Raw genomic sequence first — 16390 nt, forward strand, 5'->3', positions numbered from 1 at the left:
CAGAATTGAATAGCTGCAAATAAAAATAAATAGAAACTACATATGAAAGCAGGAATTGTAGGATTGCCAAATGTTGGAAAATCAACATTATTTAATTGTTTGTCAAATGCAAAGGCACAAAGTGCAAACTTTCCTTTTTGTACAATTGAACCAAATATTGGTGTTGTAAACGTACCAGATCCAAGAATTGAAAAATTAGAAGAATTGGTAAAACCAGAGCGTGTTCAAATGGCAACTGTAGATATCGTTGATATTGCAGGTTTGGTAAAAGGAGCAAGTAAAGGAGAAGGATTAGGAAATCAATTTTTAGGAAATATCAGAGAGTGTAACGCGATTATTCACGTTTTACGTTGTTTTGATAATGATAATATTGTTCACGTAGATGGAAATGTAAACCCAATTCGTGACAAAGAAACAATCGATATTGAGTTGCAATTAAAAGATTTAGAAACTGTTGAAAAACGTTTAGAAAAAGTAAATCGTGCAGCTAAAACTGGAAATAAAGAGGCACAAACTGAAAAAGCTCTTTTAGACAGAATCAGAGAATCATTATTACAAGCTAAGTCGGCTCGTACTATTGTACCTCAAAGTAATGACGAAGAGGTTTTAATGGAATCTTTTCAGTTGATTACTGCAAAGCCAGTATTGTACGTTTGTAATGTTGATGAGAATTCAGCAGTAAGCGGAAACAAATATGTAGATCAGGTTCGTGAGTTAGTAAAAGACGAAGATGCAGAGGTTATTGTACTTTCAGTAGGAGCAGAGGCTGATATTACGGAATTAGAAAGCTACGAAGAGCGTCAGGTTTTCCTTGAAGATATGGGATTGCAAGAGCCAGGAGCATCAGTTTTAATTCGTGCGGCTTATAAATTATTGAAGCAACAAACGTATTTTACAGCAGGTGTAAAAGAAGTTCGTGCTTGGACTATTAATATTGGAGCAACTGCACCACAAGCAGCAGGAGTTATTCATACTGATTTTGAAAAAGGATTTATTCGTGCCGAAGTAATTTCATACGAAGATTTCGTACACTACGGTTCAGAGGCTAAAGCCAAAGAAGCTGGGAAATTTAAAGTAGAAGGAAAAGAATATATAGTAAAAGATGGAGATGTAATGCACTTCCGTTTTAACGTATAATGAAAATAGAATAAAGAGCATAAAAAAACCGCTAAAGAGATTTAGCGGTTTTTTTTATGCTTAAAAGTAATTTGCAAAATCTGAGTGAAACTTAAAAAAGATGTTTTTGAATTTTTATTTTAATCAAGAGTTATCCATGGGTAAAGTGTAACATTTGAAATGAATATGAGAATATTATTTTTTTATAATTGCTTATATTTGAGAGAACTATTAATTAGGCTATTTTGAATGATAAAAATATAATATCCAAGTCATGGTATTTGTTGAAAAACACTTTCTTAGAGTTTAATGATGATAATGCTATAAAATTAAGCGCTGCATTAGCGTATTATACTATTTTTGCACTTCCTCCTTTATTGATTATAATCATTACTATTTGTGGGGTTTTCTTTGGAGAAGATGCTGTAACGGGACAGCTTTATGATCAGATAAATGAATTAGTAGGTGATAGTGCAGCAATACAAATTCAAGAAGCAATAAAAAATGCACAATTGTCTGGAAATAATGTTTTAGCAACAATTTTTGGAGTGGTTATGTTGTTAATTGGTGCTTCGGGAGTTTTTGCAGAAATACAAAGTTCTATTAATTTTATCTGGGGATTACGTGCAAAACCAAATAAAGGGCTTAAGAAGTTTATACAAAATAGATTGATGTCATTTTCAATGATAGTTTCAGTTGGCTTTTTAATGTTAGTGAGCCTTTTTGTGAGTACTATTTTGGATTTAATGAGTGCCCGATTGAAACTTTATTTCCCAGAGAGTACCGTTTATCTATTTAATGCAATAAATTTGTGTATTATTTTTGCAAGTATCACTTTACTTTTTGCAATTATATTTAAAGCATTACCTGATGGAATAATAAAATGGAAAGATGCTTTTATTGGAGCGTCTTGCACGGCAGTACTTTTTATGATAGGGAAATTTGCTATAGGATTTTATTTAGGTAGCTCTACGATTGCATCTGTTTATGGAGCAGCAGGCTCAGTAATAATAATTTTAGTGTGGGTCTATTATTCGGCAATTATTCTGTATTTTGGAGCTGAATTTACTAAGGTCTATGCTAAGACATATGGAGGTAAAATATACCCTAACGAATATTCGGTAGAAATAAAAAAAGAAATTTTTGAGATAGAATAACTCTTCAAAAAATAAAAATATGAAAATTATAGCTTTCGCAGGAAGTAATAGTCAGCACTCTATAAATAAAAAACTGGTAACATACGCTGCAAATCAATTTAATAATGCCGAAATAGAAATTTTGGATTTAAATGATTTTGCAATGCCGTTATTTAGTGTTGATGTCGAAAAAGAAATAGGACAACATCCAAAAGCAAAGGCTTTTCTTCAAAAACTTAATGAGGCAGATGTTTTGGTAGTGTCTATGGCAGAAAATAATGGGAATTATTCGGTTGCTTTCAAAAATGTTTTTGATTGGAGTTCACGAATAGAGAAAGATGTTTTTCAGCATAAACCAATGTTGTTAATGGCTACATCACCTGGAGCAAGAGGTGGAGCTTCGGTTTTAGAAATTGCTCAGAAATTGTTCCCACGTTATGGTTCAGAAATTAAAGCAAGCTTTTCATTGCCGAGTTTTAATGCTAATTTTGATGAAGAAAAAGGAGAAATCTCAAACAAAGACCTGAAAGAGCAATTATTGACTCTGATAAACTCAAATTTTTAAAAATAAACAAGAATAAATAAGATTGCTTATGGTAACAATTTTTTTGAAATCGATATTAGATAATGATTTCTATAAATTTACGATGCAGCATGCTGTGATTAAGTTATTTCCTAAAGCAAAAGTACGGTATAAGTTTATAAACAGAGGAAAACATACTTTTCCTCCAGGGTTTGCTGTTTTATTGCGTCACTCGGTTGAAGCAATGATAAAATTGCAATTAACTCAAGAAGAAAAATTATATTTAAAGAAGCATTGCCCTTATTTAGATCCTACCTATTTGGATTTTTTACAAGGTTATACTTTTGATGCTTCAGAGGTTGAAATAGAACAAGTTGGTTCAGATTTAGATATTACTATCGAAGGATTTTGGTATCGTACGATTTTATGGGAAGTCCCATTGATGGCTTTAATTTCGGAGCTTTTTTATGCTTCTCAGGATTTAGAAAGAATTGATGATAAAGCAGTTCAGGATATTACCAAGAATAAAATAGAAAGCTATAATGCATTGGGAGCTACAGTCTTAGAATTTGGTACAAGACGACGTCATTCTTATAAAGTGCATACATTGGTTAATGAAACACTTGCGGCTTTTGGTCAAGAAAGTTTTCTAGGTACAAGTAATGTGCATTTGGCAATGCTTAACGGTATGCGACCTTTGGGAACGCATGCGCATGAATGGTTTATGTTTCATGCAGCACAATATGGTTTTAAAGTAGCCAATGTAATTGGATTAGAAAATTGGACAGAAGTCTATGGAGGTGATTTAGGAATTGCTTTGACAGATACCTACACAACCGATGTGTTTTTTGAGCAATTTGATAAAAAATATTCTAAGCTTTTTGACGGAGTTCGTCATGATAGTGGAGATCCAATAGAATTTGCAAAAAAAATAATTGCACATTACACAAAATTTGGAATTGATCCTAAGTCAAAAATCATTATTTTCTCAGATTCATTAAATTTAGAAAAGGTAAAAGTCATCTCAGATTTTTGTAGAGACAAGATAAAAATGGCATTTGGAATCGGTACAAATTTCACCAATGATGTCGGTTTGCCTGCTATGAATATGGTTATTAAATTAACCGAAACAAAGCCAGATTTTACCCATTGGGAAGGAGTAGTAAAGCTTTCTGATGAAAAAAATAAAAATACGGGAACTCCCGAAATGATTGCTTTGGCAAAACAAGTTTTAGGAATTAAGTCTTAAATTCTTGATTAAAAAGCATTTTTTTTATGGTTTTAATGAGTTTCTTTTTTTGATTTAAATAAATGCTTTTAAAAGACGCTATTATTGATAACTTTCAAAAAATTGGCTTTCATTTTTTAAGGAGATATAGTATATTAGCAAAAAATCCAAAAATCATTTATGCTAGAGCAAAATCAATATAACGAAGATAATATTCGATCACTCGATTGGAAAGAACATATTCGTATGCGTCCCGGAATGTATATTGGGAAACTAGGGGATGGATCTTCACCAGATGATGGTATTTATATTCTTTTAAAAGAGGTTTTAGATAACTGTATCGATGAGTTCGTTATGGGTGCAGGAAAAACTATTGAGGTGACTATCAGAGATAAAACAGTTTCTGTTCGTGATTACGGACGTGGAATTCCTCTTGGTAAAGTCGTCGATGTAGTTTCGAAAATGAATACTGGAGGAAAATATGACTCAAAAGCTTTCCAGAAATCAGTAGGTTTAAATGGAGTAGGAACCAAGGCAGTAAATGCACTTTCTAATTATTTTCGCGTAGAATCTGTTCGTGATGATAAGCAAAAAGCAGCTGAGTTTTCAGCAGGAAATTTGGTTCTTGAAGAAGATGTAATTGATACTACAAAGCGAAAAGGAACAAAAGTTACTTTTATTCCAGACGAAGCCATTTTTAAAAATTATAAATTCAGATTAGAATATGTAATTAAAATGGTTAAGAATTATTGTTACCTAAACAATGGGTTGACAATTATATTTAATGGTGAAAAGTATTATTCTGAAAATGGTCTTAGAGATTTATTGGAAGAAACAATAAGCGCTGAGGATTTAGAGTATCCAATTATCCATTTAAAAGATACAGATATTGAGATTGCTTTAACGCATAGTAAAACACAATATAGCGAGGAATATCACTCTTTTGTAAATGGTCAGAATACTACACAAGGAGGAACGCACTTAGCAGCATATAGAGAAGCAGTTGTAAAAACCATCAGAGAGTTTTACAACAAAAATTTCGAAGCATCAGATGTTCGTAAATCGATTGTAAGTGCGATTAGCATCAAGGTGATGGAACCAGTGTTTGAATCTCAGACTAAAACCAAATTAGGTTCGATGGATATGGGATCAGATGATGGAACACCAGCCGTATCTGTTCGTACTTTTGTAAATGATTTCGTGAAAACTAAATTAGATAACTATTTACATAAAAATCCTCCAACTGCAGAAGCATTACTTCGTAAAATCTTACAGGCGGAAAGAGAACGTAAAGAATTATCAGGAATTAGAAAATTAGCAACAGATCGTGCTAAGAAAGCTAATCTTCATAATAAAAAATTGAGAGATTGCCGTGCGCATCTTCCAGATACAAAGAATCCTAGAAACTTAGAAAGTACTTTGTTTATTACAGAGGGAGATTCGGCTTCGGGATCAATTACCAAGTCAAGAGATGTAAATACACAAGCAGTTTTTAGTTTGCGTGGAAAGCCTCTGAATTCATACGGAATGACAAAGAAAATTGTGTATGAAAACGAAGAGTTCAATTTACTGCAAGCCGCTTTAGATATTGAAGACGGATTAGAGAAACTGCGATATAATAATATTGTAATCGCAACCGATGCCGATGTCGATGGAATGCACATTCGTTTGTTGTTGATTACTTTTTTCTTGCAATTTTTTCCTGAATTAATAAAAGAAGGGCATTTATATATCTTGCAAACACCACTTTTTAGGGTCAGAAACAAGAAAGAAACCATCTATTGCTATTCAGAAGAAGAAAGAAAAGATGCTATTGAAAAATTAAAACCAAAACCAGAAATTACGCGATTTAAAGGTTTGGGAGAGATTTCACCAGATGAGTTCAAGAATTTTATTGGAGATACAATTCGTCTTGATCCTATTATGATGGATAAAAACACTTCGATTGAGCAATTATTATCATTCTATATGGGGAAAAATACTCCAGACAGACAGGAGTTTATTATCAAGAATTTGAAAGTAGAACTAGATACAATAGAAGAAGCTTAATATTTTGCTAGTAAATATAAAACAGTGTTACCAAGTGTTGAGGTTTTAAAAGAACTCATCGAAAAGAAATAGCATTAAATTTATAATTTCGAATATAATTAAATGAAAGACGAAGAAGACGATAACATAATTCCAGATAACGAAGAAAATAATTATGACGAGAATAACTCTATTGATGAAAATCAAGAGGAGGAGGACTCTGAAGAAATTATTAAAGTAGATGCTAAGCACTTCGAAGGGCAGCATTTTTACGAAAATAACGAAGACAGCGGTGATACTATTACCAAAGTTACCGGGATGTACAAAGACTGGTTTTTGGATTATGCTTCGTACGTAATTCTGGAACGTGCTGTTCCTGCTATCGAAGATGGATTTAAACCCGTACAGCGTCGTATTATGCACTCTCTTAAAGAGTTGGATGATGGTCGTTATAATAAAGTTGCCAATGTAGTAGGGCACACCATGCAGTATCACCCACACGGGGATGCGAGTATTGGAGATGCAATGGTGCAAATTGGGCAAAAAGATTTATTAATAGATTGTCAAGGAAACTGGGGTAACATCTTAACAGGAGATGGTGCTGCAGCTTCGCGTTATATTGAAGCACGTTTATCTAAATTTGCTTTGGAGGTATTATATTCTCCAAAAATTACTGATTGGGGAGTTTCTTATGATGGACGTCGTGCAGAACCAAACAATCTTCCAGTAAAATTCCCATTGCTTTTGGCACAAGGAGCCGAAGGTATTGCGGTAGGACTTTCTACAAAAGTGTTGCCACATAACTTTAACGAGCTAATTGATGCTTCGATAAAGATTCTAAAAGGAAAATCGTTTACATTATATCCTGATTTTATGACTCAGGGTATTGCAGATATATCGAACTATAATGATGGAATGCGTGGCGGACGAGTTCGTGTGCGTGCCAAAATTGCTCAGTTGGATAAAAATACGCTAGTAATTACACAGATTCCATTTTCGACTAATACAACGACTTTAATTGATAGTATTTTGAAAGCCAATGATAAAGGCAAAATCAAAATCAAGAAAATTGAAGACAATACAGCCGCAGATGTAGAGATTTTAATACATCTTTTCCCAGGAGTATCGCCAGATAAAACAATCGATGCCTTGTTTGCTTTTACAGCCTGCGAAACTTCGGTAGCTCCTTTAGGATGTGTTATTGAAGATAATAAGCCATTGTTTATTGGAGTGTCAGCAATGCTGAAAATTTCAACAAACAGAACAGTCGATTTGCTTCGTCAAGAATTGGAAATCCAATTAGAGGAATTAAAAAACAAATGGCATTTTTCTACTTTAGAGAAAATCTTCATTCGTGAAGAAATGTATATTGATTTCAAATTGTATGGAGACAGAGAAGGATTATACAAATATATGTATGACCGATTTGAACCGTTCAAAAAATCATTTGTTAGAGAAATTAACGATGATGATTTGCAACGATTAACTCAGATTCCGATGATTCGTATTACTCGTTTCGATTCAGACAAAGCTGATGATCTTATCGCTAGGTTAGAAGATGAAATGAAGGAAGTTGAGTATAATTTAGACAACTTAACAGATTTTGCAATTGCGTATTTTACCAAGCTAAAAGAAAAGTATGGTAAAGGTCGTGAACGTCAGACAGAGTTGCGTATTTTTGATGATATTGAGGCTACTAAAGTAGTTTTAAGAAACACCAAATTGTATGTAAATAGGGAAGAAGGTTTTATTGGAACCAGCTTGAAAAAGGACGAATATTTAACCGATTGTTCGGATATTGATGATGTAATTGTGTTTTTACGAGATGGTAAAATGATGATTACAAAAGTTGATGCTAAGACATTTGTTGGTAAAGATATTATTCATGTTGCTATTTTTGATAAAAGTGATAAGCGTACGATTTATAATATGATGTATCGTGACGGAAAATCAGGGCCTTCGTATATAAAACGTTTTAATGTTTCGGGTATAACACGTGATAAAGCGTATGATTTAACCAATGAAACTGCAGGTTCGCAAGTAGTTTATTTTTCGCATAATCCAAATGGAGAAGCTGAGGTAATTACTATTTTACTGCGTCAGGTAGGAAGTATTAAGAAGCTAAAATTTGATATAGATTTTGCTGCTTTAGCTATAAAAGGTCGTGGATCTAAAGGAAATTTGGTAACGAAATATCCGATTAAGAAAATTGAACTTAAAGAAAAAGGTATTTCGACATTGTTACCACGAAAAGTTTGGTATGATGATACTGTAAAACGTTTAAATGTAGATGCTCGAGGTGATTTGTTAGGTGAATTTAAACCAAGTGATAAGATACTAATCATTAGCCAAACAGGAAAACTGAAAGTTATTATTCCAGAATTATCAACTCATTTTGATGAAGATATGATTGTTTTGGAAAAATGGAAGCCTAAAAAACCAATCTCGGCAATTTATTTTGATGGAGAAAAAGAACGTTACTTTTTGAAACGTTTTCTGGTTGAAACTGAAAATAAAGAAGAAAGTTTTATTACAGATCACCCAAATTCTCAATTAGAAATTGTTTCAACTGATTACCGTCCGGTAGCACAATTGGTTTTCACCAAAGTGAAAGGAGTTCAAAAAGACGATTTACATATAGATGTTGAAGATTTTATTGCTGTAAAAGGATTTAAAGCATTAGGAAATCAACTAACAGCTGATAAATTAAAACAAGTTAATTTGTTAGATCCGTTACCATTTGAAGAACCAGTTGAGGAAATTCCAGAAAAACCAGAATTATCTGAAGAAGATTCGGTTGGAACGGAACTTGATGATGATGGACAAATCGGAATGGTTTTAGAATAATATAAGTACAGAAAGAATTGCTATAAAAGAAAAACGAGTCTTTTAAGATTAAATATTTGAGGCTTTTGCTCTAATAGAAATTTGATAAAAATAGAAAAGAGACTATTTCACGAGTTGTGAGATAGTCTCTTTTTATTTTAATAACTACAAGTTTATTAAAATAAAAAAATAATTGTCTATTCAAGTTAAAAGCAGACAACCAAATTTATTATTGAGAAGATTTTGTTTTACAAAGGAGATATGTAAACTTCTATTTTTGTTCCATCATATTTAAATGTTCCATCAGAATCACTTTTACCTAAAAAGCATAAATTAGCAGGAGCAAACCATGACGTTCCTAATGAATGTCCATTAACGGATCTAATTTCTGTTCCATTTCCAGTGGTAATAGCTGAGTGAAACCAAGTTTTATCAATAAGTCTATAGAAACCTATAGCTTTTCCTTTTGGTAGGAAAGAGTTACCATTCCATTTTTGGCCTCCAAGATAATTGAATTTGCTTAACCAATTTTGCCCATAAAACTCTGTTAAGTCATTAGGACTTATTTCAGCACCTAACATGTACAATGTATAAGCTACTACATCATGGCATACACCAGTATTGTATTTTGAAATATTTTCTGTGCCTGAAAGAAGTGCATTAGCAACACCCAGTTTATCAGATGCAGATAATTGAGCTTTTCTAGCTCCTTCAGTTGTTATAAATGCCATAAAATAATATTTTAATTATAAAAATGATATAGTGTAATGAAATGTAAAAATATAATTTTTTATTAAATTACAAATAAATTCTTACAATTTTAATTTTTGAAACTTAAATAAAAGCCTTAAAAAATACCCCAAAACATATGCAATTTTGGGGTAGAATTAAGGGAAGGGTAATATTATACTTGTTTGTAATCACTATGCCAAACTGCTTCCTCTGGGCCGTCTCCTTTGTGTCCGTCTAATTGAATCACGAAACTTTTAGCAGGGAAATATGGTGTAATATGAATATCTAATAAAATTCTATCTTTTTGAGTTTTATCTTGTTCAATTTTCATTACTGTAAACTTCTCAATAAGGTTAGTTGGACCTTTAATTCCATCTAAAAACTTAATAATTTGGCTTCTTAAATCAGCTTCTGTTCTAGTAGTCCAGTTTTCGAAAGCTCTTCTGTTTAAGAAATCAAAAAGTACTTTTGTAATGTGGTCAAATACTCTAACTACTGAATATGTTTGTAAACCTAAGTTGTCTCCGTTAAATAATGTTTTAGCAGAGAAAGCCATGATTTTGCTATATTCATTAACCATTGGTACTAGACCCATTTTTTCAAGTTCAGAAATTTCGCTTTTTTTCAAATCAAAACGAACACTTTCTACTTCATTAAGACCTCCAAACTTTTTACCTGCAACAACTTGAGACATTAAAGTTTTGTATATTTTTCCAGCTAATGAAGTTGATGGTGGAACATATAAATTTTCTTCTTCACCTACTTCATCATATTTACTTCTTCCTAGTAAATAGTTACAAGTCATGATGGTATTTGATTTATGAACATCACCACCTGTATGGTTTGCATTAAAGAAAATATCTATAACATCATCTGGTGTTTCAAGATCTTGAAAGTCAGTTAGTAAAACTGATTTATTCTCATGTGCTATCTTAGACCATTTATCTAAAACAGCGTTTGAGCCTAAATAACCAGGTACTGAAAGAATAGAATAGTTTTTTCTTAAATCTAATCTATCAAAATTTTGTTTTAATTCATTAGATACGTAATCAAAAAACAAAGTATTATCTAAATCTTTTAATTGAGATATATCTGCATTTAAGATAGTTACGTTTTTAATTTTGTCGCTTTCAGTGTTTTTATAAAATAAAGCTACACTTCTGTATGATGTTTCCAACTCTCTAGAAACATTTAAAGCGTATTTTAGGTTTTTATTTAATGTTGAATCTGCAGATGTAGCTTTTGCATTAGCAACTTCAATCATTGATTCAACAGAATTGTTGTCTTTTAGTAAATCTAACCATAAATCAATTTTATTGGTAAGGTTTGTTCTCTCACTTTCCCATTGTGCATCGTTAAGAAAAATGTTTTTTCTTGCTTTTCTAGTAGGGTTTAAGTTTGATAATCCGTCAATTACGTTTTCTAGGAAGGCAAAACCTCCGTATTCGTTTAATAAATTTATTTTGCTACTTGGAGATTCTTGTAGCAATTGTTCACTTGATGAACCTTGACTTTTTTGTTCTTTAGTTTGGGTAGCCATAATTTATTGTTTGTTGTTATTGATTTCTTTTTTTGCATTTTCAAGTAATTCTATGATCGCATCCTTAACAGCTGGATCTTGAATAGCCTTAATTAGCCCTCTGTTACTTGAGAGTTGTCTTACAATTTTATAAGCTTGCTCCTTTTCTGTATTTAATTTATTTAAAAAAGGGCTATTCTCTTTAATTGATTTTGCACCGAAATCACCTAGATTTTTAAATGTCATTGATTCATTCAAATCAGAGCCTTCCTCAGTAGTAAATTCGAAATCTACGTTAGGTTTGAAGTTTTCAAAGACAGCCTCTACAGTTTGTAAATCGTATACTGCTTCGGGTCCCACGGGTTGCTCATTTGTAAGTTTTTGAATCAATAGCGTTCTATTTGAAGGAATTTCTAAAATTGATTCGTTGGCATCAATTTTTACTTCATTACCACCAATGCCATAATTGAACATGCTCATAATTTTATAGATTTTTAGTTAATTTTGTAAAATTAATAAAAAAAAACTTCTAAAATATAGTGATTTGTAAGTATTTTATTTTCATTTTTGTATTTAGTCTGCAAAGCAAATTTTGGAGCAAATTTTTATCAAAAAAATGTTTATTTTTATTTAATATGAAATATCTTAAATACCCCGTCAATTTTAAGGCCTTAACCCGCGGTTCACAAGAGAATTTTTGTAAGATAGAAGAATCGATTGCATATAATATTATGATGATAATTACAACCTCTTTTGGAGAAATTCCAGAGACTCCAAACTACGGAACTATTATCTGGGATTTAGAATTTAATCAACATATCAAGAAAAGAGATTGGGAAGATTTGGTCAGAAAATCACTATTTGAGTCCATAACTGAATTCGAAAAAAGATTAATTCTGGGAGAAGTCACTATTTCTTTAGACGAAATTGATGACAAAGAATTAAGTTCAAGCATCAGAAGAAAAGCAATTGTAGTTGTGACAGGTTCCATCATCGAAAGTTCAATCCCATTTAATTTTCATACAAAATTGAATATAAGCCCAATTTCTCAATAATATTAAATATGAAAGACGTCAAGTTTATTGAAATTAAAAATAGAATACAGAAAAGATGTTTAGAAATCTGGGGGATAGAAGACATTCATATGGCAGATCCTTTGGTGTTGATGATGCTAGAAGTTTTTGTATACGAAATTTATTATTTGTATCAGGAAGGAGTAGAGTCTGATAACAAAATTATAGAGCGGATAGCTCAAGAAATTGTACCAAGTCAATGGAATCTACCAATGCCAGCACATACTTTGGCCAGCACAATTGCGACTAAAGGTATTGTTATACTAAATAGTGATACTGAGTTTGTAGTGAAATCAAGTTCAGTCACTAATACAGATTTTGATATTCATTTTACTCCATTTACAAATGAAAATATTATTGAAGGAGAGATTTGCTTTCAAATGTATAATTCATTTTTGATCGATTCTTTAAAAAATGTAACGCATTTACCTTCAAAACATAAGATAGCAGATCATCGAATATGGGTAGGATTAGATGCTTCTAAAGAGAATCTGGAAAAGTTAAACTCCTTGAAGTTTACATTTATAACAGAGAACTCAAAATTGGATGCCTTTTTAAAATATATTACCATAAAAGATTCCAAAGGAAATATTTTAGAAGTTGAAAATGAGGATTTTGAAGAGGTTCAAGACAATAAACATTATACAGAAACGATAAAGTCATTCTATAAAAATTTTATCTATAAATTAAAATTAGACACCGAAAATCTGGTGTATGAATCTATTTTAGACAAATTTTCAATTGATAAAGAAGGGCTAAAAACTAGCAAAAAAACGTCAGAATTGATTTGGTTAGAATTTGTATTCCCTGAAATTTTTTCTAAAGAAGAGTTGGATAAAATTCAAATAAAAATCAACACTTTCCCAATTGTCAACAGAAAACTAAATCATAGGGTTCACAATGCTCAAATTGAAGGACGTCTTTTTCCAATGAAAGCGGAAAGGAATACTCACTTTTTAGATGTCATGAAAGTTTTTAATGAAAAAAACATTGAATTCATCAACGGTATAAAACAACCACATATTCTTGCCTCAAACACCTTTACTCTTTTTTATGGTGGATTAGAAAACTACGATTCTCGAAATGCTAAATTTTTTCTTAGAAAATTAGTACGAGCCTTAAGAGAAGATATTAGTGCTTTTTCCAATATTAATGCAGATTACATCGATGCTACGATGACTAAAATTAATGAGGAAATTAATATAATCGAAAATAAAATAAGTAGCAGTTATAGTCAAGTAAATGACGAAGAAGAAGTGTATGCTTTAATTCATGAAACAGATAAATCTAAGATTATTTATTGTTCGTATTGGACTTCAAATGGACAAGTAGCAAATAATTTAAAGAGAGGAACCATTTTAAAGCAAACCGTTTTATCAGAGTTAGCTCAGGATTCTACTGTTTTTGAAACGGCTTCATTTGGAGGTATTTATAGAAATAACAAAGTCGAAAAATTAATCAATCTTCGATATGGCTTTTTGACCAAAGAACGATTGGTAACCAAGCAGGATATAAAGTCAGCAGTACATTATCATTTAAGAAATATCACCAAAGATGTGTTAATAACAGATGGCGTGGGGATTAGTGATGAAAGAAAAAAAGGGGTATTTAGAACGATTGATATAGAAGTTATTTTGCAAGATAAATATGCTGTACAGACAGAAAATAAGCAAAAAATAGGATTGTTTTTAAAAGAAACCTTAGAAAAACAATCCGTTATGAATATTCCATTCCAAATAACAATTAACTAAACTTATGAACGAATTAGATTATAGTCCAAGCTTATTATCTGCAATTAAATCTGCTAAATCATTAGCTATCCAAGACGGGCATAGTACCTATGGAGTTGCTCATTTGGCTTACGCATTATTATTTGAGCCAACGGGATTGGCAGAGGTATTAAGAACATTATCAAAAGATATAGAATATATAAAAGAATGGTTTGATGTGAGAAAAGAAGTATATACTTCTGCTCAAAATAATGGTAATATTATTGCAGCTGACCATGAAATTGAGCATGTTTTTTCAGAATCAAATTTTAATAAAATTAGATTAGGAGCAGATTATATTGATGCATTTTGTGTTTTTATAGCGATTATAAAACCTGGATTGGTTTATAGTGACAAACAAATTGATGGATTAAATTTAAGTGACAAAGAACTTTTGAAACATTTTGGATTACGAAATACTCAAAAAAGTTTTAGTCTGGCAGAAGATGGAGAGGAGCAGGAAACTATTGATGTGAGCTATTGTGATGCATTATACAAAAAGAACATCATTGAAGAGGGGAGTAGCATTATTGGCAGAAATAAGGAAGTAAGATTGATACTTGAAAATATCGAACGATATGAGAATCAGGGTATTTTATTGATAGGTGAGTCAGGTATTGGTAAAACAAGTATCATAAAAAATCTTATTTATCATTTGCATGAAACTGATCCCAACTTTTTTGAAGAAACACTTGTATTGTCTTTAAATTCATCCAAACTAGTAGCCAATTGTGCTAGTGAAAATGAAATTTCAAAAAAACTAATTGAAATTTTTGAAAAATTAGCCAAAAACGGGAAAAGCATACTATTTATTGATGATATACAAGTATTGCTAAATTCTTCAAGTTCAAAATCAAATGCAGTAATTAATATCATTAATACACAATTGACAGAAGGTAGTATTAATATTATTGCCACTATTGATTCTGATTCTTATAGAAAATCAATTGAAGGTACTACCATCAATGGAAAATTTGAAAATATTTTTATAGAAGAATTAGATTATGCTTTGTTACTAGAGTGTTTGGATATTTATAAAAATAAACTAGAAAAACATTATAAAATAGAGATTGAAAACGAAGTATTGCAAGAAGCAATTCATTTATCTAAACGATTTTATAAAGAAAAAAAATTGCCTTATGGTGCTATTGATTTATTAGACAGGACGGCTTCTTCAGTAATTGTTTCTAATGCAAATTCATTAGTTGAAATTATAAGAATAAAAGAGCAAATAACAGAATGTGATCCTGAAGATGAGTCAAAAATAAGTTTGCTAAAAAAGGAAATTTACAATCGAATTAGCTGTATTGTAACTAGTAAAATTGAAGTTGTCGAAAATTCAAAAAACACTAAAAACGAAGTGGTTACTTATGAAGATATCGAGAAGTTATCAATTAATATTGAGGCTATTGCAAAAGAAAAGATTGTTAAAGTTACAAAAGCGGAGATTTTAGCTGTTGTTTCTAATGCAACAGGAATTCCTTTAGGAAAAATAAGCGCTGGAGAAAAAGAAAAGCTTTTAACAATTGAAGATAAATTACAAGAGAGGGTAAAAGGACAATCACATGCCATAAAAACACTTTCGGAGGCTATTATTGAATCTCGAAGTGGTTTGAGTAATCCTAAACAACCAATTGGATCCTTTTTCTTTTTAGGACCAACAGGAACTGGAAAAACAGAATTAACAAAATCATTAGCTGAGTTATTGTTTGATGATGAAAATGCTATGATCCGATTTGATATGTCGGAATTTAAAGAAGAGCATTCGGCAGCCTTATTATATGGAGCTCCTCCAGGTTATGTGGGTTATGAAGAAGGAGGAATGCTAGTTAATAAAATTAGACAAAAACCGTATTCAGTTGTACTTTTTGATGAAATTGAAAAGGCGCACTCCTCTGTTTATGATGTTTTTTTACAGATTATGGATGAAGGTAAGGTGCATGATAAATTAGGAAGAGAAGGTGATTTTTCTAATGCGATTATCATTTTTACATCAAACATAGGTAGCCAATGGATTCAGGAGCAAATAGAAAGTGGGCATTTGCCAACTTCTAATCAATTGATAGATATTATGAGCACTCATTTCAGACCCGAGTTTTTAGGACGTTTGACAGAAGTTGTTCCGTTTGCTCCGATAAATATCGAAATTGCTAAAGCTATTTTTAAATTACATCTAAGTCGCTTACAAGTGCAATTAATAAGCATCAAGAATATTTCATTTGATTTGTCAGAAAGTGCTTTAGAGTATTTAACAAACAAAGGATTCTCTAAAAAGTATGGAGCCAGACCTATCGCTGGAACAGTAAGAACGTATTTGAAAAAAACAATCTCAAAATTAATTATATCAGAAGCTATTCTTGAGAATGAAACTATTGTTTTGGATATAAAAGAGGATGAGTTTATTTGGGAAAAGAAATAAGTTATAATGTTATTGAAGAAT

The 16390-nt window shown here is 31.4% G+C and carries 12 protein-coding genes; 9 read left to right on the top strand and 3 right to left on the bottom strand.

Features of this window, described 5'->3' with window-relative positions:
- Positions 1-42 precede the first annotated feature (42 nt).
- The 6 genes from ychF (at position 43) to LNQ49_RS19950 (ending at position 8878) form a co-directional block, all read left to right on the top strand.
- Positions 43-1137, top strand: coding sequence for a redox-regulated ATPase YchF (gene ychF / locus LNQ49_RS19925; RefSeq protein WP_229990763.1), 1095 nt, complete (start codon positions 43-45; stop codon positions 1135-1137).
- Between the two features lie 224 nt (positions 1138-1361).
- Complete coding sequence (locus LNQ49_RS19930) at positions 1362-2273, top strand: YihY/virulence factor BrkB family protein (RefSeq protein ID WP_229990764.1); 912 nt, start codon at positions 1362-1364, stop codon at positions 2271-2273.
- Positions 2274-2292: 19 nt separating this feature from the next.
- Positions 2293-2817, top strand: a complete 525-nt coding sequence (locus LNQ49_RS19935; protein WP_229990765.1) for an NADPH-dependent FMN reductase — start codon at positions 2293-2295, stop codon at positions 2815-2817.
- 28 nt (positions 2818-2845) lie between these two features.
- A complete protein-coding gene (pncB, locus tag LNQ49_RS19940; protein ID WP_229990766.1) occupies positions 2846-4024 on the top strand; it encodes a nicotinate phosphoribosyltransferase in 1179 nt (392 codons plus the stop codon).
- 159 nt (positions 4025-4183) lie between these two features.
- Positions 4184-6052, top strand: a complete 1869-nt coding sequence (locus tag LNQ49_RS19945) for a DNA topoisomerase IV subunit B (protein ID WP_229990767.1) — start codon at positions 4184-4186, stop codon at positions 6050-6052.
- A gap of 102 nt (positions 6053-6154) precedes the next feature.
- Positions 6155-8878 (top strand): DNA gyrase/topoisomerase IV subunit A, encoded by a 2724-nt coding sequence (locus LNQ49_RS19950; RefSeq protein WP_229990768.1) that lies wholly within the window; start codon positions 6155-6157, stop codon positions 8876-8878.
- A 227-nt stretch (positions 8879-9105) separates the two neighbouring features.
- Here LNQ49_RS19950 and LNQ49_RS19955 read toward each other — a convergent pair whose 3' ends face one another.
- From LNQ49_RS19955 to LNQ49_RS19965, 3 genes are all read right to left on the bottom strand, one after another.
- Positions 9106-9588: a hypothetical protein gene (locus tag LNQ49_RS19955; RefSeq protein ID WP_229990769.1), complete on the bottom strand. Its 483-nt coding sequence runs from the start codon at positions 9586-9588 to the stop codon at positions 9106-9108.
- A gap of 173 nt (positions 9589-9761) precedes the next feature.
- Positions 9762-11129, bottom strand: coding sequence for a DUF5458 family protein (locus tag LNQ49_RS19960; protein ID WP_229990770.1), 1368 nt, complete (start codon positions 11127-11129; stop codon positions 9762-9764).
- Between the two features lie 3 nt (positions 11130-11132).
- On the bottom strand, positions 11133-11588 hold the full coding sequence (locus LNQ49_RS19965) for a type VI secretion system contractile sheath small subunit (RefSeq protein ID WP_229990771.1): 456 nt from the start codon (positions 11586-11588) through the stop codon (positions 11133-11135).
- Positions 11589-11743: 155 nt separating this feature from the next.
- On the opposite strand from LNQ49_RS19965, the gene LNQ49_RS19970 reads away from it, so the two are divergent.
- The 3 genes from LNQ49_RS19970 to LNQ49_RS19980 are packed head-to-tail and all read left to right on the top strand — an operon-like array spanning position 11744 to position 16369.
- Entirely contained in the window at positions 11744-12163 is a 420-nt protein-coding gene (locus LNQ49_RS19970; protein WP_255680878.1) for a GPW/gp25 family protein, read from the top strand.
- A gap of 8 nt (positions 12164-12171) precedes the next feature.
- Positions 12172-13932: a hypothetical protein gene (locus LNQ49_RS19975; protein WP_229990773.1), complete on the top strand. Its 1761-nt coding sequence runs from the start codon at positions 12172-12174 to the stop codon at positions 13930-13932.
- A 4-nt stretch (positions 13933-13936) separates the two neighbouring features.
- A complete protein-coding gene (locus LNQ49_RS19980) occupies positions 13937-16369 on the top strand; it encodes an AAA family ATPase (protein ID WP_229990774.1) in 2433 nt (810 codons plus the stop codon).
- Positions 16370-16390 lie beyond the last annotated feature (21 nt).

The organism is Flavobacterium pisciphilum (assembly GCF_020905345.1).
Classification (GTDB): domain Bacteria; phylum Bacteroidota; class Bacteroidia; order Flavobacteriales; family Flavobacteriaceae; genus Flavobacterium; species Flavobacterium pisciphilum.

What these genes read in the sequence shown, in the direction of transcription:
- ychF (WP_229990763.1), top strand. Translation starts at nt 43, where the DNA reads ATGAAAGCAGGAATTGTAGGATTGCCAAATGTTGGAAAATCAACATTA.
- LNQ49_RS19935 (WP_229990765.1), top strand. Translation starts at nt 2,293, where the DNA reads ATGAAAATTATAGCTTTCGCAGGAAGTAATAGTCAGCACTCTATAAAT.
- pncB (WP_229990766.1), top strand. Translation starts at nt 2,846, where the DNA reads ATGGTAACAATTTTTTTGAAATCGATATTAGATAATGATTTCTATAAA.
- LNQ49_RS19945 (WP_229990767.1), top strand. Translation starts at nt 4,184, where the DNA reads ATGCTAGAGCAAAATCAATATAACGAAGATAATATTCGATCACTCGAT.
- LNQ49_RS19950 (WP_229990768.1), top strand. Translation starts at nt 6,155, where the DNA reads ATGAAAGACGAAGAAGACGATAACATAATTCCAGATAACGAAGAAAAT.
- LNQ49_RS19955 (WP_229990769.1), bottom strand. Translation starts at nt 9,588, where the DNA reads ATGGCATTTATAACAACTGAAGGAGCTAGAAAAGCTCAATTATCTGCA.
- LNQ49_RS19960 (WP_229990770.1), bottom strand. Translation starts at nt 11,129, where the DNA reads ATGGCTACCCAAACTAAAGAACAAAAAAGTCAAGGTTCATCAAGTGAA.
- LNQ49_RS19965 (WP_229990771.1), bottom strand. Translation starts at nt 11,588, where the DNA reads ATGAGCATGTTCAATTATGGCATTGGTGGTAATGAAGTAAAAATTGAT.
- LNQ49_RS19970 (WP_255680878.1), top strand. Translation starts at nt 11,744, where the DNA reads ATGAAATATCTTAAATACCCCGTCAATTTTAAGGCCTTAACCCGCGGT.
- LNQ49_RS19975 (WP_229990773.1), top strand. Translation starts at nt 12,172, where the DNA reads ATGAAAGACGTCAAGTTTATTGAAATTAAAAATAGAATACAGAAAAGA.
- LNQ49_RS19980 (WP_229990774.1), top strand. Translation starts at nt 13,937, where the DNA reads ATGAACGAATTAGATTATAGTCCAAGCTTATTATCTGCAATTAAATCT.